The following is an 18,001-nucleotide window of genomic DNA, read 5'->3' as shown; positions in this document are numbered from 1 at the left end:
GCATGTACGACGACGGTCCCGACGCGTTCGACGCGTTCGGCCAGGAGCCCTTCGACGACGAGGAGCCGGACGAGGAGCCCGGCGACGGATTCGACGACGGACTCCTGGAGGAGGAGCTGCGGCAGGCGGCCGCCATCCTGGACCCGGTCCCCGTCGAACTGCGCCAACTCGCCCTGGACGCCTACGCCTTGTACGACCTCGACGCCCGGCTCGCGGAGCTGACCTTCGACTCCCTGGTCGACGCGATCCCGGTCAGAGGGATCACGGACGTGCCCCGCATGCTGACCTTCACGGCGGGCGACCTGACCGTCGACGTGGAGGTGACGAGCGAGGGCCTGATCGGTCAGTTGATGCCGCCCCAGCCGGCCGGCATCGAGGTCCTGACCGGCCCGCAGGCCCTGCGGCCCACCGCCCTCACGGCCGACGGCCTGGGCCGCTTCACCAGCGACGTGCCCCCGACCGGCCCGTTCGCGCTACGGCTGCGGGCCGGTGGAGAGGTGGTCGTCACGGAGTGGCTGCGGGCGTGAGGCCTACCAGGTGACCGGCAGGGTCTGCGGTCCCCGGATCATGGTCTTGCGGCGCCAGACGATCTCCTCGGCGGGGACGGCGAGTTGGAGTCCGGGCAGCCGGTCCAGCAGGGTGTCGACGAGGAGTTCGGTCTGGAGGCGGGCCAGCACGGCACCGGTGCAGTAGTGCGCGCCGTTGCCGAAGGCCTGGTGAGGGTTGGGTTCGCGGTCGACGTCGATGCGGTCCGGGTCGGGGAAGACGGCCGGGTCGCGGTTGGCGGCGAGATAGGAGACGTAGACCGGATCGCCCGCGCTGATGCGCTGCCCGTGCAACTCGACGTCCTCCAGGGCGATCCGGGCCAGCCCCACCGAGGAGCGGTGCGGGATGTACCGCAGGAGTTCGTCCAACGCGGCTTCCCGTGACTCGGGTTGGGCGCGCAGCCGTTCCAGCAGTTCGGGCCGGGTGAGCATCAGGTACAGCATCTGGCCGCAGTTGTGGGTGACCGCCTCACCGCCGATCTGGAGGGGGCCCGCGAGGCCGGCTGCCTCCTCCTCGCTGATGTCGCCGCGGGCCACGGCGGTGCCCAGCAGCGAGTACACGTCGGTGCCGTCGCTCTCGGCGCGGGCGCGGATGGTGTCGGTGATCCACGCGTACATGCCGTTCTTGGCACGGTCGGCGGCCTCGGCGCCGCCGGACGTGGAGATGATCTGCCGCGTCCAGGAGTGCACCCGTTCCCGGTCCTCCTCGGGCACGCCCATGACCTCGCTGACCACCGCGAGCGGGAACGGTTCGAGGACTCGCTCGATCAGGTCCGCCGGGGGCCCGTCGGCCAGCACCCCGTCGACCAGCGCGTCGAGCAGCGACTGCGCTCGTGGCCGTAGCCGCTTCATCGCGCCGACCGTGAACGCGCCGGCGACCGGCTTGCGCAGCCGGTTGTGGTCGGGCTGGTCGGCGAAGGCCAGGGAACCCGGGCGCGGCTTGAAGTGCGGGGCCATGCGCGTGACTTGACGGGTGGTCACCTCGGCGCGGCCGAACCGCGGATCGTTGGTGATCATCTTCACGTCGTCGTAGCGGGTGGCCAGCCACGCCCAGCCCTCGCCGTGCGGCAGCCGGATCCGGTTCAGCGGGCCCTCGCGCATCAGCTCCGCGAGCACCGGGTCGAACTCCGTCCCGGTCAGGTCGAGCGGGGGCCAGTCCCGGACGGGGGGCGGGGCCTGGCCGGTCAGCGTGGTGGTCTCCTCGGTCATGCTGTCCACCCTCGTACGCCCCCGGCCGCCTGTCCTGCGGGAGTGCTCCAGGCGGAGGTCAGTCCGTCACGGCGGCCACGAGCGCCGCCAGCGCCTCGGCGATCCGGGCGACATCGGGGCCGGTCGCCGGGCCGCCGGGCTCCGCCATGTACGTGTCCCGGCGCAACTCCACCATCAGCGCGCCGACGGCCGGCTCCTTCCCGTAGAACTCCAGCGGGACGTACGTACCGATGAAGGGGCTGTCGACACCGACCTCCCCGCATCCCGCGAACGCCTCGCGCGCCGCCGCCAGCAGCGAGGGAGAGGTGTGGAAGGCGTCGGTGCCCAGACAGACGGGAGGGCGGGGGCCGGTGCCGTGCAGTTCGTAGGGAAGCGGGGCGGTCGGGTAGGAGTGCAGGTCGATGACGACGGCCCGGCCGGTCGCGGCCAGCCGGTCGGCGACCGCCTCCGTCATCGCCCGGGCGTACGGGCGGAAGTAGCGGTCGACCAGCGGCTCGGGGTCGTGGCCTGTGGCCCGTAGCTCGTCGCGGTGCGTGGTGCGGGTGTAGACCGCGCCCATGCCCACGGCGAGCATCTCCTCCCGCTCGTCCGGGAACCGCTCCGGGTCGACGACCAGCCGCGACAGCCGGTTCACGTACCGCCACGGCGCGAGGGCACACGCGCGTACCGCCTCGGCGGCGATCCGGGCCGTGTGGCTGTCGGTGATGTGGTCCAACTCGCGCTCCAGCGCCGGATTGTCCAGCAGGATGTCCGCGCGGACGTCGGCCGGTATCTCCCGTGCGGAGTGCGGCACATGGAGGATCACGGGGGAGTCGGCGGCGCCGGGCAGCAGCTCGAAGGACGGCGCGGTGGGGGACAAGGCGGCTCCCGGGGGCGTTGTCAGTGGCGTGGTGCAGGATCAAGGTATCGGCTACGACGATCACGGCCCGGGGGAGCAGCAGCATGCCCGTCAGCAACGAGAAGATCACCGAGCACGCGTTCCTGCGCGGGCTGTACCGGTCCGACTACTACCCCGACCACGTCGTGGATCTCGGCAAGGCGATCCTGCTGCGGCTGTGCGAGCGCATCGAGACGGAGCGGCCCACCGACTTGGCCGCGGTGTACGCGCTCACGGAGGTCGCCACCGAGGAGTTCAACGCCCTCCAGGACGACTTCGAGGCGGCGGGCAGCGAGATCGAGACCGTGGCGCGCGAGGAGATAGCCGAGGACTTCTGGTTCGTGGCCAACGCGTACGGGTTCGCGGACGCGGACGTCGAGGAGCTGATCGCCGTACGGGACTGGTGACCTGCCGCCTGTCGCGCGCGGCCGGGAACGCGGCCGCCCCGGCCGGAGAGATCCCGGCCGGGGCGGAGTGACTCGCGGAGTCCGCGTCAGCTCAGGGACGCCAGCGCCTCGTTCCACGTCGTCGACGGGCGCATGACCTTGGCGGCCTTGGCCGGGTCGGGCTGGTAGTAGCCGCCGATCTCGGCCGGGCTGCCCTGGACCGCGAGGAGTTCCTCGACGATCTTCTGCTCGGCGCCCGCGAGGGTCTCGGCGAGCGGGGCGAAGGCCTTCGCGAGGTCCGCGTCGTCGGTCTGCGCGGCCAGCTCCTGCGCCCAGTACAGGGACAGGTAGAAGTGGCTGCCGCGGTTGTCGATGCCGCCGACGCGACGGGTCGGGGACTTGTCCTCGTTGAGGAAGGTCGCCGTGGCGCGGTCGAGGGTGTCGGCGAGAACCTTGGCGCGGGTGTTGCCGGTGAACGTCGCGTACTGCTCCAGGGAGGGGACCAGCGCGAAGAACTCACCGAGCGAGTCCCAGCGCAGGTAGTTCTCCTTGACGAGCTGCTGGACGTGCTTCGGCGCGGAGCCGCCGGCGCCCGTCTCGAAGAGGCCGCCGCCCGCCATCAGCGGGACGACCGACAGCATCTTGGCGCTGGTGCCCAGCTCCAGGATGGGGAACAGGTCGGTCAGGTAGTCACGCAGCACGTTGCCGGTCACCGAGATGGTGTCCTCGCCGCGGCGGATGCGCTCCACCGACAGCTTGGTCGCCTCGACCGGGGCGAGGACACGGATGTCCAGGCCCTCGGTGTCGTGCTCCGGCAGGTACGCCTCGACCTTCTTGATGAGCTGGGCGTCGTGCGCGCGGGTCTCGTCGAGCCAGAACACCGCCGGGTTGCCGGTGGCGCGGGCCCGCGTGACGGCCAGCTTCACCCAGTCCTTGATGGGGGCGTCCTTGGTCTGGCAGGCGCGGAAGATGTCGCCCTTGGCGACCGGCTGCTCCAGGACGGTATTGCCCGCCTGGTCGACGAGGCGGACCGTACCGGCCGCCGCGACCTCGAAGGTCTTGTCGTGGGAGCCGTACTCCTCGGCCTTCTGCGCCATCAGGCCGACGTTCGGCACCGAGCCCATGGTGGAGGGGTCGTAGGCGCCGTTGGCGCGGCAGTCGTCGAGGACGGCCTGGTAGACGCCGGAGTAGGAGGAGTCCGGGAGCACCGCGAGGGTGTCGGCCTCGGCGCCGTCCGGGCCCCACATGTGGCCGGAGGTGCGGATCATGGCCGGCATCGAGGCGTCCACGATCACGTCGGACGGCACATGCAGGTTGGTGATGCCCTTGTCGGAGTCGACCATCGCGAGCGCGGGGCCCTCGGCGATCTCCGCGTCGAAGGAGGCCTTGATCGCGTCGCCCTCGGGCAGCGCGGCGAGGCCCTTGAGGATGCCGCCGAGACCGTCGTTCGGGGAGAGACCGGCCGCGGCGAGCGTGGCGCCGTACTGCTCGAAGGTCTTCGGGAAGAAGGCGCGGACCACGTGGCCGAAGATGATCGGGTCGGAGACCTTCATCATCGTGGCCTTGAGGTGCACGGAGAACAGGACGTCCTCGGCCTTGGCGCGGGCGATCTGCGCGGTGAGGAACTCCCGCAGCTCGGCCACGTGCAGCACGGAGGCGTCGACGACCTCGTCCTTGAGGACGGGTACGGACTCGCGCAGCACGGTGGTGGTGCCGTCCTCGGCGACCAGCTCGATGCGCAGCGCACCGGCCTCGGTGATCGTCACGGACTTCTCGGTGGAGCGGAAGTCGTTCTCGCCCATCGTCGCCACGTTCGTCTTGGACTCGGGGGTCCAGGCGCCCATGCGGTGCGGGTGGGTCTTCGCGTAGTTCTTGACCGAGGCGGGGGCGCGCCGGTCGGAGTTGCCCTCGCGCAGCACCGGGTTCACCGCGGAGCCCTTGACCTTGTCGTAGCGGGACTGGATGTCCCGCTCCTCGTCGGTCTTCGGGTCGTCCGGGTAGTTCGGCAGCGCGTAGCCCTGCGCCTGCAGCTCGGCGACGGCGGCCTTGAGCTGCGGGATGGACGCCGAGATGTTCGGCAGCTTGATGATGTTGGCCTCGGGCGTCTTCGCCAGTTCGCCCAGTTCGTGCAGGGCGTCCGGGATCCGCTGGTCCTCGGTGAGGTACTCCGGGAACACGGCGATGATGCGCCCGGCCAGCGAGATGTCCCGCGTGGTCACGGCGACACCCGCCTGCGAGGCGTACGCCTGGACCACCGGCAGGAAGGAATACGTCGCCAGGGCCGGGGCCTCGTCAGTGTGCGTATAGATGATGGTCGAGTCAGTCACCGGGTGCTCCGCTCCACGTCTGCAACATTGCTCGACATCAAGATATCTCGTGATCCGGCCCCACTCGACAGCGGTCCGTCCCCACCGCGCGAACACCCGTGCGTCGATCAAGGGCAACCGATCGTCCGGGCCGGCGGTCAGTAAGAGGCGGATCACCTTCACCGACCGACGGCCGGAGCCGACCACCCGGCCGCCCGAGCGAAAGAGGATCATGAGATATCGCGCCAGAGTGACGGCCCCCGTGGCCGCCCTGATCGGTACGGCCACGGCGCTGACCGTGGGTTCCCCGGCCCTCGCGGCCGGACGGGGGAGCGGCGGCGAGGGCGCGGAGACCCTCGGCGACCCGGTGTACCCGGGCCTCGGCAACGACGGCTACCGCGTCCTCTCCTACCACCTCGACCTCGCCTACGACCCGACGACCGGGCTCGTCGACGGCACGGTCACGGCAGAACTGCGTCCGACCGAAGCCCTGACCCGGTTCTCCCTCGACGCCCTCGGCCTCGACATCCGGGCCGTCCGCGTCCAGGGCCGCAGCGCCGGATTCGAGCAGGCCGGCGAGAAGCTGCGGATCACTCCCGCCGGGACGCTCCCGGCGCGGGCCCGGGTCACCGTCCGCGTGGAGTACTCCGCCGACCCGAGCCGAGCCGCCGCCCCCACCGGCGGCTGGGTCGTCACCCCGGACGGTTTCGCGGTGTGCGGCCAGCCCAACCTGGCGCACACCGTCTTTCCCTGCAACGACCACCCCAGCGACAAGGCCGACTTCACGTTCCGCATCACCGTCCCGGACGAACTGCGCGGGGTCGCGAACGGCAAGCTGGTGTGCACCGAGAACCTCTCGGGCGGCCGGACGGCCTACACGTACGAGTCGCGCTCGCCGATGGCGACCGAGCTGGCGCAGATCACGGTCGGCGACTACGTCGTCAAGGAGCGCCGCGGCCCGCACGGACTGCCACTGCGGGACATCGTGCCCACCGCGCGCGCCGCCGCCCTGGAACCGGCGCTCGCGCTCACCCCGGGACAGATCGACTGGCTGGAGCGGCGGCTCGGGGCTTTCCCCTTCGAGACGTACGGACTGCTGCCCTGCAACTCCGACGACCCGGACGCCTTCGACTTCACGGGACTTGAGACCCAGACCCTCACGCTCTACAAGCCGAACTTCCTGCTCCAGGAGGAGAGCAGGATCGGCTCGCACATGATGCACGAGCTGGTCCACTCCTGGTTCGGCAACAGCGTCAGCCCCGCCACCTGGGCAGACCTGTGGCTGAACGAGGGCCACGCCGACTTCTACGGGCTGCTCTACCGCTACGAGCGCGGCTGGCCCGACTCCCTCGGCATGACCACGATGGAAGCCCGGATGAAGGACACCTACGCCCGCGGCGACCAGTGGCGCCACGACTCCGGACCGGTCGCCGCCCCGAACGCGGCCGACCTCTTCGACGACCAGCGCTACCTGGGCGGCGTCCTCGTCCTGTACGCGCTGCGCCAACTCATCGGCGAGGACACCTTCCACGCCGCCGAACGCGCCTTCCTCGCCCGGTACCGCGACTCCTCGGCGACGACGGAGGACTACATCGCCGTCGCGTCGAAGGCCGCCCGCCAGGACCTGTCCGGCTTCCTGCGGGACTGGCTCTACGGTACGGCGACGCCACGCATGCCCGGTCATCCGGACTGGACGGTGACGCCGGTGAACCCGTCCCTCGCCGTCCCGCACAGCCGGACCGGCGGACACCACCGCGACAACTCGGCGACGCTGTAAGGCCTTTGCCCTGTCAGTGAGCTCTTTGGCCGGTCAGTCGAGCCGGGTGGAGCGTACTTCGCCCGGCTCGTCGGCCCCGTCCCGCTGTTGAGGTATCACCACCGCGCCCTGTTGCAGCGCGACCGTGCGGGCGGGCGCCGGGATGCGGATGCCCTCCTCGCGGTACCGCTTGTGCAGGCGCTTGATGAACTCGTGCTTGATGCGGAACTGGTCGCTGAACTCGCCGACCCCCAGGATCACCGTGAAGCCGATCCGCGAGTCGCCGAAGGTGTGGAAGCGGATCGCCGGTTCGTGCTCCGGGACCGCGCCGGTGATGTCGGTCATGACCTCGGCGATGACCTCCATGGTCACCCGCTCGACCTGCTCCAGGTCGCTGTCGTAGCCGACGCCGACCTGCACCAGGATCGTCAACTGCTGCTCGGGACGCATGAAGTTGGTCATGTTCGTCTTGGCGAGCTGGCCGTTCGGTATGACGACGAGGTTGTTGGAGAGCGCCCGGACCGTCGTCTGACGCCAGTTGATGTCCTCGACATAGCCCTCCTCGCCGCTGCTCAGCCGGATGTAGTCGCCGGGCTGCACGGTCTTCGACGCGAGGATGTGGATGCCCGCGAAGAGGTTGGCGAGGGTGTCCTGGAGCGCGAGCGCGACGGCGAGACCGCCGACACCCAGGGCGGTGAGCAGCGGCGCTATCGAGATGCCCAGGGTCTGCAGCATCACCAGGAAGCCGATGGCCAGGACCAGTATCCGGGTGATGTTGACGAAGATCGTGGCCGAACCGGCAACGCCGGAACGGGAGTTGGTGACCGCCCGGACCAGACCGGCGATCACCCGGGCCGCCGTCACCGTCACCGCGAGGATGACCAGCACCTGGAGGGTCTGGTCCACCTGGTGCTGGACCGTGCGCGTCAGCGGCAGCACCGCCCCCGCGATCGCCGCGCCGCCGGCGATCGCCGACCACGGCACCACGGTCCGTAGCGCGTCCACGACCACGTCGTCGCCGCTCCAGCGGGTGCGGTCGGCGTGCTTGCCGAGCCAGCGCAGCAGGACGCGCAGCAGGAATGCCGCCAACAGGCCGGAGGCCAGGGCGATTCCGGCGAGCATGAAGTCGTCCAGGGTCGGCGTGCGGTTCATCGGTCACCTGCTTGAATTGCGGGCATTGCTTGACGTGCGACCGCTCATCCTGCCGTATCCGAGCCGGTGGTCCGTACCTGGTCCGGGCCCTGCGCACGCCGGAGTTCGCACAGCCGGGTCCCGTGTCCGGACGGTCGACACCGAACTCACCCTGGCCGATGCCCCGGCCAGGGCTGACGCGACATCACAGAGATGTTCGAGTGGATCTACGGCTCAGATGACTCTCAGCCGAACCAGTGCGCCGAGGGTCAACGCCCCCGGAATGATGGGGATCCAGACGGTGATGATCCGGTAGGCCAGCACCACCGCTGTCGCCACCGCCACCGGGCCGCCCGCCGCGACCAGCGCCACGATCAGCGCGGCCTCCACCGAGCCGATCCCGCCTGGCGTGGGCACCAGCGCGACCGCGACCGTCGCCGCCAGATAGGCGAGCGCCATCTGCGCGGGCGGCACCGGCAGGTTCAACGCCTCACCCACCGCCACCAGTCCGGCCGCCTGCAGCGCGGGGAACGCCAGCGAACCGCCCCACAGCGCGAGCGCCCGGACCGGCCGCGTGTGCACGGAGCGGGCCTCGCGCAACGCCGTACGCAGGAACGAAAAGGCGGCCGTCCGCAGCCGCCGTACCAGGACGAGAACCAGGACCGCCGCGCACAGCAGGGCTCCGAGGATCAGGAGCAGCGGGCCAACAGCCCCCGCAGGAAGGAGAGTTCCCAGGCGCAGGGCGTCCGGGAAGGCGATCAGCAGCCCGGTGAGCAGTGTCAGCCGGGCTATCGACTCCGCGAGCAGGAACAGCGCCAGCGCGGCCGACGAACGGGCCAGCGGTATCCCGCACACCGTCAGGAACCGCAGGTTCACCGCCCCCGCGCCGAGCCCCGTGGGCAGCAGGTGGTTGGCCGCGCCCGCGGCGAACTGCGTCGCCAACAGCCGCCGCGCGGGCAGTCGTTCGACCACGGCACCCTGCCGGGTGAACGCGGCCGCGACCCAGGTCAGACAGGTGGCACCGGCCGCCGCCACCAGCCAGGGCCACTCCGCCGACCGCAGATGGCCGAAGCCCTCGACGAGCACGGACCGGTGCTGGACGGCGACGACGGTGACCAGGAGCAACGGAAGCAGGCACAGGATCTGCCGCACGCGGATGTGTCTCACATCCCTGGAGGTTCTCCATGCCACGACAACTGCGGGTTGCCGACGTGGGGACAGTTCCTTACCAGCGGCCTTACATGCGGTCTTGCAGGCGGTCCTACGTGCGCTCTTGCTCAGGGATGTTCCGCGGACATTGACCTCAACGCCGCTTGAGGTCCTACCTTCTCCTCATGAGCATGGAGAGCACGGCCTGGATGCAACTGCACAGCGTCATGACCGCCGAACAGGAACGCCGGCCGCTGGCCCGCGCCACCCTGCGTCGCATCGCCGCGTTCGCGCGACCGCACCGCCGCCCGATCGCCCGGTTCGTCCTGCTCGGGGTGGTGACCGCGCTGCTCGCCGTCGCCACCCCCGTGCTCGCCGGGCACGTCGTCGACGCGATCGTCTCGGGCGGCGACGACCGCACCGTCGTACGTCTCGCCCTGCTCATCGCCCTGATCGCGGTCGCGGAGGCGGCGCTCGGCATTCTCGGCCGCCGACTCTCCTCGGCGCTCGGCGAGGGGCTCATCCTCGATCTGCGGACGGCCGTGTTCGATCATGTGCAGCGGATGCCGGTCGCCTTCTTCACCCGCACCCGCACGGGAGCGCTCGTCTCCCGGCTCAACAACGACGTCATCGGCGCACAGCGGGCCTTCAGCAACACGCTGTCCGGAGTGGTCAGCAACTTCGTCACCCTGCTGCTCACCCTGGCCGTCATGCTCACCCTGTCCTGGCAGATCACCCTGCTCGCCCTCGTCCTGCTGCCGGTGTTCGTGATCCCGGCCCGCCGTATGGGGAGCCGGATGGCCCGCATGCAGCGCGAGGCGGCCACCCTCAACGCGGCGATGAGCACCCGTATGACCGAACGCTTCTCCGCCCCCGGCGCCACCCTCGTCAAACTCTTCGGCCGCCCCGACGACGAGTCCGTGCAGTTCGCCGAACGGGCGGGCCGAGTACGGGACATCGGCGTCCGCACGGCCACCGCGCAGTCGGTGTTCATCACCTCCCTGACCCTCGTCTCCGCCCTGGCCCTCGCCCTCGTCTACGGCCTCGGCGGCTGGTTCGCCCTGCACGGCAGCCTGGAACCCGGCGCCGTCGTCTCGCTCGCGCTGCTCCTGACCCGCCTCTACGCCCCGCTCACCGCTCTCGCCGGGGCCCGCGTGGAGGTGATGAGCGCCCTCGTCAGCTTCGAGCGCGTCTTCGAGGTCCTCGACCTGAAGCCCCTCATCGAGGAGAAACCCGACGCCCGCGAGGTACCCGAAGGTCCGGTCGCGGTCGAGTTCGACGAGGTCCGCTTCGCCTACCCCTCCGCCGACAAGGTCTCCCTCGCCTCACTCGAAGAGGTCGCCTCCCTCGACACCCGCGGCGGCACCGAGGTCCTGCACGGCATCTCCTTCCGCGCCGAACCCGGCGAGACCGTAGCCCTGGTCGGCTCCTCGGGCGCCGGCAAGTCGACCATCGCCCAACTCCTGCCCCGGCTCTACGACGTCGACGAAGGCGCCGTACGCGTCGGTGGCGTCGACGTCCGCGACCTCACCGCCACCTCCCTGCGGGCCACCCTCGGCATGGTCACCCAGGACGGCCACCTCTTCCACGACTCGGTCCGCGCCAACCTGCTGCTCGCCAGGCCCGCCGCGACCGAGGAAGAGTTGTGGGACGCGCTGCGCCGCTCCCGCCTCGACGATCTCGTACGGTCCCTACCCGACGGCCTGGACACCGTCGTCGGCGAACGCGGCTACCGGCTCTCCGGCGGCGAGCGCCAACGCCTCACCATCGCCCGCCTGTTGCTGGCCCGCCAGCGCGTCGTCATCCTCGACGAGGCCACCGCCCACCTGGACAACACCTCGGAGGCCGCCGTCCAGGAGGCCCTCACCGAGGCCTTGCAGAACCGGACGGCCGTGGTGATCGCCCACCGGCTGTCCACCGTGCGCACCGCCGACCAGATCCTGGTCGTCGAGGCGGGCCGGATCGTGGAACGCGGCACGCACGACGAACTCCTCGCCGCCGGCGGTCGGTACGCCGAGCTGTACCGCACGCAGTTCGAGAAGCAGGCGGTGCCGGACGTGGTCGGCTAGGTCGTGTCCGCAAAGTCCCGTCGTCCGCCCGCAGGGCGGGCCGCGCGCCCGCCGCGGAAGCGGCTGATGTCGCAGTCGGTGCGTGCTCTCGGCGCGCCCGGCGGGACTTTGCGGACACGACCTTGGGCCTGTCCGGCGGATCGGGTCGGCGGACAGCGGCAGACGCGAATCGGCGCAGGCGAGCTGGCCTTGGCGCGTCTAGGTACAAGGCGGAGCAGGGAGGCGACGCGGAGCCTCGGCGACCGACAGCAACGCCGCGCGTCGGCGAGCCCAAGTCCCGCGTCTCCGGCACGGTCCGCCGGACAGGGCCAAGGGCCCCCGGCCTCAGGGCTCGCGGTGCTCGTGCGCCGCCTTCTCCAACTCCACCGCCTCCGCCTCGGCCACCCGGATCTCGGCCTCCACGTCGATCGAGCGGCTCAGCCACCAGTACAGGAGCCCGGCGACCGGCAGCCCGACGAACAGGGAGAGGTCGGCGCCGTCCATGGCGTGGGCGATGGGCCCGACGTAGAGAGTGCCGACGGAGAAGAACGGCACCATCACGCCGAAGCCCACCAGGTAGGAGATGATGCCGTGCCAGCCCCAACGGCCGTAGATCCCGCGCGGGTTGAAGATCTCGGCGATCGCGTAGTGGCCGCGGCGCACCACGTAGTAGTCCATCAGGTTGACCGCGGTCCACGGGATGAACAGATAGAGCACCAGCAGCAGGAAGTTGTTGAAGTTGGTGAGGAAGTCGGCGGTCGCGGCCAGCGCGCCGACCAGGGACAGCACCGCCGTCAGCCCGATCGTCAACACCCGTACGCCCACGGTCGGTCGGACCCTCTTGAACGAGTCGATCGCGCTGATCAGGGTCAGCGAACCGCCGTACATGTTCAGCGCGGTCACCGAGACCAGGCCCAGAGTGGCGAAGAGGAGCACGATCGCGCCGAAGCCGCTGAACACCTTGTCGCCCGCCGCGTTGATCGAGCGGATCGTGTCGAAATCCTTGCCCGCCCAGGCGGCGAGCAGCGCGCCCAGCGTCATCAGCCAGACCCCGCCGAGCGCCGAGCCGAAGTAGGTCCAGTAGAAGGTCTTGCGGACGGTCACGTCCGGCGGGAGGTAGCGCGAGTAGTCCGAGACGTAGATCGCCCAGCTGATCTGGTAGCCGGCGACCACGCCGAACTGCGCGAGGAACGGCGTCCAGGAGAACCCGCCGAGGTCGAAGGAGCCGGCCGGGTAGTGCAGGGTCGCCAGCACACCCACGGTGAAGATCCCGAAGACGACCAGGAAGGTGTACGTGAGGAACTGCTCCGCCTTGTGAATGACGTCGTAGCCCACCAGCGCGATCACGAAGCCGACCGCGGTGACCACGGCCACCCACATCTTGGTGCCGCCGTGCACCGTGGTGTGCAGGGCCTCGCCGGCCAGGATCGTGTTGAAGACGTTGAACCCCGCGTACTGCACATAGGCGAACAGCCACACCAACAGGGCGCCGACATAACCGAACTGGGGCCGCGACTGGATCATCTGCGGCAGCCCCAGTTGCGGTCCCTGGGCCGAGTGGAAGGCCATGAAGAACGTTCCGAGCAGAGTGCCCGTGACGATCGCGATGAGCGACCAGATGAGGTTGCCGCCCTCGGTGATGCTGATCAGGCCGACGGCCAGCGTGGCGATCTGCGCGTTCGACATGAACCACAGTGGGCCCAGGTGCCACAGCTTGCCGTGCCGCTCGTCGAGGGGGACATAGTCGATGGAACGTATCTCCAGCCCGGACACCCGGGGCTCTGAAGCGGTGGTCACGGCGCCTCCCAGGTGCTGATCCAGCCTCTGTGGCCACATTTATCCCCCGCAGGGACCGCCGCAACCGCGCCGGATACTGTGAAGAACGCCCTTGACCCGCGGCCGCGGGCAGGGAGCCGAATTCCGGGAGACTCCGATGCTGCGCACCATGTTCAAGTCCAAGATTTAACGCTTGGTCATCTGTGCAGGTCAGAGACATCATGGGCGCGTCCAGGTCAGTAAATGGTCAGCATGGAGCCCGGTAGGGTCTCGACTCGCTGACCCAGGGGCCACCACGGTCGGATCTGGCCGGATGCCCGGCTGTGACCCGGAAGGACCGATACATGGCTCGCCGGCTCACCAGCTCGCCCGCGGTATGGGGTCGTTCTTCAAGGACTGCGACCTGAGAATTCCCGGAGAGCTTGCGCTCGATCACCCAGATCCAGGTTCGCATCCCTGGATTGCCCGACGCGTGACATCATCACCTGCCTGTGACCGCACATAGCTCCGCCCAGCAGCTCGCTGCCCACGTTCGGACCGTCCTCGGCGACGGTCCGTTCCATCCGCCGGCCGGCTGGCGGCGCGCCTGCACCACTCCGCTGCCGCGGTGATGGAGTCATGGCCCGCCGGGGTCATCGCACAGACCGCAACGGCCAGCAGCGACGAGACTCGAGACCGGCACCCCGCACGCCCCGCGAGGATCGGTGACCGACTCGAACTGGGCTATCAGGCTGCGGACCCGGTCCCGTGTGTCACCCGATCCGAGGGCTTCCAAGCGGGGTGCCGGAGAGGCCGGAGCGGTGGCAGTGGATGATGAAGGAACGGACGCGGCATCCTCGTGGATCTTGAAGCGTAGAGAACTCCATGATCCACCGGTGCCGTGTTCACCTGTTTCCGGGGCACGCCAGCATGATCAACCAGTCCAGGCCGGGGCGATCCAGGCAAACGCGAGCCCTGGGGGGATCGGCGTCTCCGCACTCCCCATACCAGAACATCGAGTCCCACAGCCGGAGGCCACGGCTTGTTCCCCGGCGAGCCGTAAGGTGCTTCCGTCCAACTACTGAACCTGAATTCGTGAGGTCGTTCGGGCCGAGCCGGGCGTGGTTGCTCGTGTCCGACGGCATAGAGGTCGACCAGCGGGGCGTCCGCTCCCCAGACTGGGTGGGTGACGACACAACCATCCTCTCCTGAGGATCTCCGCGCTGTTCTCTTCGACTCAGGCGGCGTGCTGATCCGGCCGGTCGGCGGACGGTGGAACCCCCGGGTGGACTTCGAGGAGACCGTCCTCGCCCACCACCCCGCGATCACGCCGGAACAGTTTGCGGCGGCCATCGCCGCCGGCGACCGGTTCTTCGCCGCCTCGTCCTCGACGCCCGACTACGACGACTACCACCGGGTGATGCTCCGCCACCTCGGCTTGGACCCGACACCTCAGCTCCTCGCCGACCTGGGCCGTGAAGTCCCCGTGACCACGATCTTGGAGATCTATCCGGACGTCATGGAAACCCTGCGGGAGCTGAGCCAGCGGGGCGTGCGGATGGCGGTGGTCTCGGATGCCTGGCCAGGACTGGCCGACGGGCACGCGGCGCTGGGGATCGGGGAGTTCTTCGAGGCGTACGCGATCTCCTTCGAACTCGGCTGCAGGAAGCCTGACCCTCGTATGTACCACCACGCCAGCAGCGCGCTGAATCTCGCTCCCGCGCAATGCCTGTTCGTCGACGACGATCCGAGTCTGGTCGCCGCCGCGATCACACTCGGATATGAGGGGCGCGCGGTCTGTCGGGACTCGGCTCCTTCGGAAGTGCCTTCCGTCGTGTCCCTGGTGGAGTTGCTGGACCTCTTCTGATGCGGTCCAGCACGGTCGTCAGGCGGTGTGCCGACGGGCGGCGGCCGGTGCTGCCGGCACACCGCCGCTCAGCTACTGACTTTGACTGCGGGTTGTCGGCATGGTGGGGCGAGCACGAGTCCGGTTCCGGTGAGGCAGCCGTCGAGGACGTCGTGGCGGTACTGGAGCTGGCGTAGGCCCCGCCGGACGGCGGTGATCAGGTCGTGCGGGTCAGCGAAGGCGCGATTGGCCGTGGCAGTGCGCCGCAGCACCCACCAGATGCCTTCGACCGGGTTGAGATCTGGTGCGTAGGGCGGGAGTTGGTAGACGGTGAGCCAGTCCCGTTCGGCGATGTAGCGGCGCATCCCGGCCGTCAGGTGGGTGTTCAGGTTGTCCCAGACCAGCACGATCGGGCCGCCGAGCTGCTGGTGGGCGGTCTGGATCAGGTCGCGGTAGTCCTTCCAGGAGAAGCTCTTGCGTCCGTCAGGCCGCACGTCCGGGCAGCGCCGGTAGATCAGGCGGGAGTGTTCGCCGGGTTTGTAGCAGGCCAGGGCGGCGGCGTGAGCGGCCCCGCACGCGCACGACGGGAGTGCGGCCGCGGCGGGACCAGGTGCGGGCTGTCGGCGGCGTCATCGAGAATCCAGCCTCGTCCTCGGAGACGAGCCAGGCCCCGAGCACCGCCACGGTCCTTCCACGCTCGGCCAGGTCTCCTTCCCCCAGCTGGCCACCGCCGCATCGTCGCGCTCCACCGCCCGGCGGGCGGGCACCTGGCAGCTCCAGCCATGCCGCTTGAGGAGCGCGGCAACACCCTGCACGGTGTAGCTCTCGTGGAACCGACGGCCGATGAGAGTTTTGATCCGTGACAGGGTCCAGGTCTGATCCGGCCAGCCGTGCGCCACCGGCCCCTTGGCCAGCTCCTGCTCCAGCACAGCGAACAGCTCGTCACTGAGCAACGGCAATGACGCAGGTCCCTTCGAGGCCAGGGCTCTCGGCCCGTCCTGGGCCCAGGTCCTGCGCCAGCGCTGCACCGACCGGACGCTGACCCGCAGGTCGTGCGCGATGACCGCGTTCTCCTCGCCCACGGCGAACCGCCCAGCCGCCTCCATCCTCAGCTTCTCCCGGAAGGCTCGCCGTTCGCCGGTCAGCCCGCCCCCCCCTGCGCATACCTCATTCAGTCGGCATACCGCAGGGATCATGGACCGTCAGCCCATACCGACACCACGTTTTGAAGCTCAGTAAGGGCTTCCGGGTTCTCCTTGACCGGCCTTGATAGATCAAAAAATTCTCAATCTCCCACGATGTGTAGGTAATTCGATTGATCTGCGGCCATTCGTGCCGCTTCGATCACTTGCTGCGTCACGGGCCCGTGGGGTCCCTCAAGGCTCTCCAGCTCGTCTACAAGTCGCATGAGCTGGAGCCTGTTGAAGGTAGTGTTTCCATGGATCATCACGCCTCGCCGGATACTGTCCGGAGGTCCGGAGGTTGCGACTCTCCGAAATTCATCCCCAATATCTGGGATGTATCCCAGCTGCCTGCCTCGTCGATCTTGAATGTAGATTCCGAGTCCCATGTATCCCCCTTGGTAGCGACCTTTCAAATTGACCAGTGGGCCCTAGGGGCAGTTGATTCCCCTGCGCTATTCTGCCCGTCCGGCTCGGACGGGTCTATTTCTGCCGTCCGTTTCCGTCCGTCGAGCTCAGCCACCGCCGGACGTGACGGCTGAGCTCGATGCCGGCGGGTGGGCACTCTGCTTACTTTCGCCTACCCGCCCAATGGTTCGACCCTGCTGCCGCGGGCCACATCGCCCTGTACGGCGTGATCCAACGCCCGTACTGTGTTATTGCGGAAACATGGTGATCACGTCGCCGCTGATCTTACTCACGGAAACGAGAACGTTTTGAGTGAGGTAGGAACCGTTCAGTTGAGAAGTGGACCCCACGTAATCTGTGTAGGTGAACTGCTTCTGGTAGTACCCGTCGTCATTGAGAACCCACGAACTAGTATTGTCGTCGAGTCCGTACTGGAGGATTTTCTGAAGTTTGGACTCGGTGGTACCCGTGAGGAATGTGCTCTTGTCGGCCGCCGCCGTGGTGCCGTCGCCGGTGTAATGAATGTCGTAAATGTCATCGATTGACTTCTGGGTCAGATGTGGCATGGCTTGCATGTCGGACGGCAGTTTTACGCAACCACTTGTCACCGTGTCTGTACAGCGAGTTGGTTGGCTACCGTTGAACAGGTATGCCGTACCTGCGGTCACCGTTTTCTCGCAGACGGCAGTTTGGCCGCTGATCGTGCATCCGGAAGTCGCGGACGTCCAAGTAGTGCCGGGTGGGGCGAGGTACGTGGACTCTTTCGTCAGCAACCAGACACCTGAGCAATCGCTCACGTCCTGAACGCAGGAATATCCGGCATCGACCGCCGCTAGGGATGAACATTCTACGCAGTCGCCGGTAGCGATCCAGTGGGAAACTCCCTCCGGGTCGGTCACCCACTGTGAGTACTCGATCTCCAGCATTGCAGGAGTGCACTCGACGGTGGCGCCGCCCACCCAGTTGACGGCAGTGAGGTAGCCCGGGGTTTCAGCCGTGTAGGCCACACCGACCGACGTACTGGCCGACTCTGTGCAAGCCCCCACTGTCGTCGCGGACGCGCTCCGATTTACTGAGGTTGCCCCCTTCGTGACAAGGGTGCCGGGTGAGCTGTCGAGAGAGCCGGCGGTTATTGTCCATGAGGCCTTGCTCTCCGCTGCATTCGCGGGCGCGCCGAGGAATGAGAACGCGGCCACTACGGCCACTACTAAGCCACACCAATTTGGGATGGTGCTTCTCATTTGCTTTCACCTCGATGTTTGTTGAATTCTTGTGGATCATACCGGGGAGGGTGATCATGCGAGGCTTGGGAATTCGAATTGACCAAAATAAGGTGCCCAAAAGGTGGGAATGGAGGAGGAATGCATGTACTCGACAGCTATGCTCGGCCAAGTGCTCCAGCAG

At 68.6% G+C, this 18,001-nt stretch carries 13 protein-coding genes and 2 pseudogenes; 5 read left to right on the top strand and 10 right to left on the bottom strand.

The window, feature by feature from the left end:
• The first annotated feature begins 2 nt into the window (after window positions 1-2).
• On the top strand, window positions 3-527 hold the full coding sequence (locus AB0M63_RS25270) for a hypothetical protein (RefSeq protein WP_355911685.1): 525 nt from the start codon (window positions 3-5) through the stop codon (window positions 525-527).
• 3 nt (window positions 528-530) lie between these two features.
• Here the strand turns inward: AB0M63_RS25270 and AB0M63_RS25265 are convergent, their stop codons facing one another.
• Window positions 531-1,754 carry a cytochrome P450 gene (locus tag AB0M63_RS25265; protein ID WP_355911683.1) on the bottom strand — a complete coding sequence of 408 codons (1,224 nt, stop codon included), beginning with the start codon at window positions 1,752-1,754 and terminating at the stop codon, window positions 531-533.
• Window positions 1,755-1,812: 58 nt separating this feature from the next.
• Complete coding sequence (locus AB0M63_RS25260) at window positions 1,813-2,613, bottom strand: N-formylglutamate amidohydrolase (RefSeq protein ID WP_366020977.1); 801 nt, start codon at window positions 2,611-2,613, stop codon at window positions 1,813-1,815.
• An 83-nt stretch (window positions 2,614-2,696) separates the two neighbouring features.
• Here AB0M63_RS25260 and AB0M63_RS25255 point away from each other — a divergent pair, with 83 nt between their 5' ends.
• Window positions 2,697-3,038, top strand: a complete 342-nt coding sequence (locus AB0M63_RS25255; RefSeq protein ID WP_366020976.1) for a DUF5713 family protein — start codon at window positions 2,697-2,699, stop codon at window positions 3,036-3,038.
• A gap of 86 nt (window positions 3,039-3,124) precedes the next feature.
• Here AB0M63_RS25255 and AB0M63_RS25250 read toward each other — a convergent pair whose 3' ends face one another.
• Window positions 3,125-5,344 (bottom strand): NADP-dependent isocitrate dehydrogenase, encoded by a 2,220-nt coding sequence (locus tag AB0M63_RS25250; protein WP_366020975.1) that lies wholly within the window; start codon window positions 5,342-5,344, stop codon window positions 3,125-3,127.
• Between the two features lie 211 nt (window positions 5,345-5,555).
• Between AB0M63_RS25250 and AB0M63_RS25245 the strand changes: the two genes are divergently transcribed.
• Window positions 5,556-7,100, top strand: coding sequence for a M1 family metallopeptidase (locus AB0M63_RS25245; protein ID WP_366020974.1), 1,545 nt, complete (start codon window positions 5,556-5,558; stop codon window positions 7,098-7,100).
• A 33-nt stretch (window positions 7,101-7,133) separates the two neighbouring features.
• Here the strand turns inward: AB0M63_RS25245 and AB0M63_RS25240 are convergent, their stop codons facing one another.
• Entirely contained in the window at window positions 7,134-8,231 is a 1,098-nt protein-coding gene (locus tag AB0M63_RS25240) for a mechanosensitive ion channel family protein (protein ID WP_355911669.1), read from the bottom strand.
• Window positions 8,232-8,444: 213 nt separating this feature from the next.
• Window positions 8,445-9,377, bottom strand: a complete 933-nt coding sequence (locus AB0M63_RS25235; RefSeq protein WP_355911666.1) for a lysylphosphatidylglycerol synthase transmembrane domain-containing protein — start codon at window positions 9,375-9,377, stop codon at window positions 8,445-8,447.
• A 173-nt stretch (window positions 9,378-9,550) separates the two neighbouring features.
• Between AB0M63_RS25235 and AB0M63_RS25230 the strand changes: the two genes are divergently transcribed.
• Window positions 9,551-11,428 carry an ABC transporter ATP-binding protein gene (locus AB0M63_RS25230; RefSeq protein WP_355911838.1) on the top strand — a complete coding sequence of 626 codons (1,878 nt, stop codon included), beginning with the start codon at window positions 9,551-9,553 and terminating at the stop codon, window positions 11,426-11,428.
• Window positions 11,429-11,752: 324 nt separating this feature from the next.
• Here AB0M63_RS25230 and AB0M63_RS25225 read toward each other — a convergent pair whose 3' ends face one another.
• Both AB0M63_RS25225 and AB0M63_RS25220 read right to left on the bottom strand, forming a co-directional pair.
• Window positions 11,753-13,204 carry a cytosine permease gene (locus tag AB0M63_RS25225; RefSeq protein WP_355911663.1) on the bottom strand — a complete coding sequence of 484 codons (1,452 nt, stop codon included), beginning with the start codon at window positions 13,202-13,204 and terminating at the stop codon, window positions 11,753-11,755.
• A 474-nt stretch (window positions 13,205-13,678) separates the two neighbouring features.
• Window positions 13,679-14,027, bottom strand: a pseudogene (locus AB0M63_RS25220) (transposase family protein); the annotation flags it as partial.
• 321 nt (window positions 14,028-14,348) lie between these two features.
• Between AB0M63_RS25220 and AB0M63_RS25215 the strand changes: the two are divergent.
• The gene (locus tag AB0M63_RS25215; protein WP_355911660.1) at window positions 14,349-15,029 is read left to right on the top strand and encodes an HAD-IA family hydrolase; all 681 of its coding nucleotides are present in this window, start codon (window positions 14,349-14,351) and stop codon (window positions 15,027-15,029) included.
• A 68-nt stretch (window positions 15,030-15,097) separates the two neighbouring features.
• On the opposite strand, the pseudogene AB0M63_RS25210 reads toward AB0M63_RS25215, so the two are convergent.
• The 3 genes and pseudogenes from AB0M63_RS25210 to AB0M63_RS25200 all read right to left on the bottom strand — a co-directional run bounded on the left by AB0M63_RS25210 (window position 15,098) and on the right by AB0M63_RS25200 (window position 17,604).
• Window positions 15,098-15,641: pseudogene (locus tag AB0M63_RS25210) on the bottom strand (transposase).
• Window positions 15,638-16,114: a winged helix-turn-helix domain-containing protein gene (locus AB0M63_RS25205; RefSeq protein ID WP_366020973.1), complete on the bottom strand. Its 477-nt coding sequence runs from the start codon at window positions 16,112-16,114 to the stop codon at window positions 15,638-15,640. The pseudogene AB0M63_RS25210 and the gene AB0M63_RS25205 overlap by 4 nt, the downstream one beginning before the upstream one ends.
• A gap of 731 nt (window positions 16,115-16,845) precedes the next feature.
• Complete coding sequence (locus tag AB0M63_RS25200; RefSeq protein WP_366020972.1) at window positions 16,846-17,604, bottom strand: hypothetical protein; 759 nt, start codon at window positions 17,602-17,604, stop codon at window positions 16,846-16,848.
• Window positions 17,605-18,001 lie beyond the last annotated feature (397 nt).

Source organism: Streptomyces sp. NPDC051576 (genome assembly GCF_040681835.1).
Lineage (GTDB): Bacteria > Actinomycetota > Actinomycetes > Streptomycetales > Streptomycetaceae > Streptomyces.
This window is presented reverse-complemented; position numbering and strand designations above follow the sequence as displayed.

Bases quoted from the DNA above. Each gene is read 5' to 3' on its own strand.
- AB0M63_RS25230 (WP_355911838.1), top strand. From the start codon at position 9,551: ATGGAGAGCACGGCCTGGATGCAACTGCACAGCGTCATGACCGCCGAA.
- AB0M63_RS25255 (WP_366020976.1), top strand. From the start codon at position 2,697: ATGCCCGTCAGCAACGAGAAGATCACCGAGCACGCGTTCCTGCGCGGG.
- AB0M63_RS25245 (WP_366020974.1), top strand. From the start codon at position 5,556: ATGAGATATCGCGCCAGAGTGACGGCCCCCGTGGCCGCCCTGATCGGT.
- AB0M63_RS25265 (WP_355911683.1), bottom strand. From the start codon at position 1,754: ATGACCGAGGAGACCACCACGCTGACCGGCCAGGCCCCGCCCCCCGTC.
- AB0M63_RS25205 (WP_366020973.1), bottom strand. From the start codon at position 16,114: ATGGAGGCGGCTGGGCGGTTCGCCGTGGGCGAGGAGAACGCGGTCATC.
- AB0M63_RS25270 (WP_355911685.1), top strand. From the start codon at position 3: ATGTACGACGACGGTCCCGACGCGTTCGACGCGTTCGGCCAGGAGCCC.
- AB0M63_RS25240 (WP_355911669.1), bottom strand. From the start codon at position 8,231: ATGAACCGCACGCCGACCCTGGACGACTTCATGCTCGCCGGAATCGCC.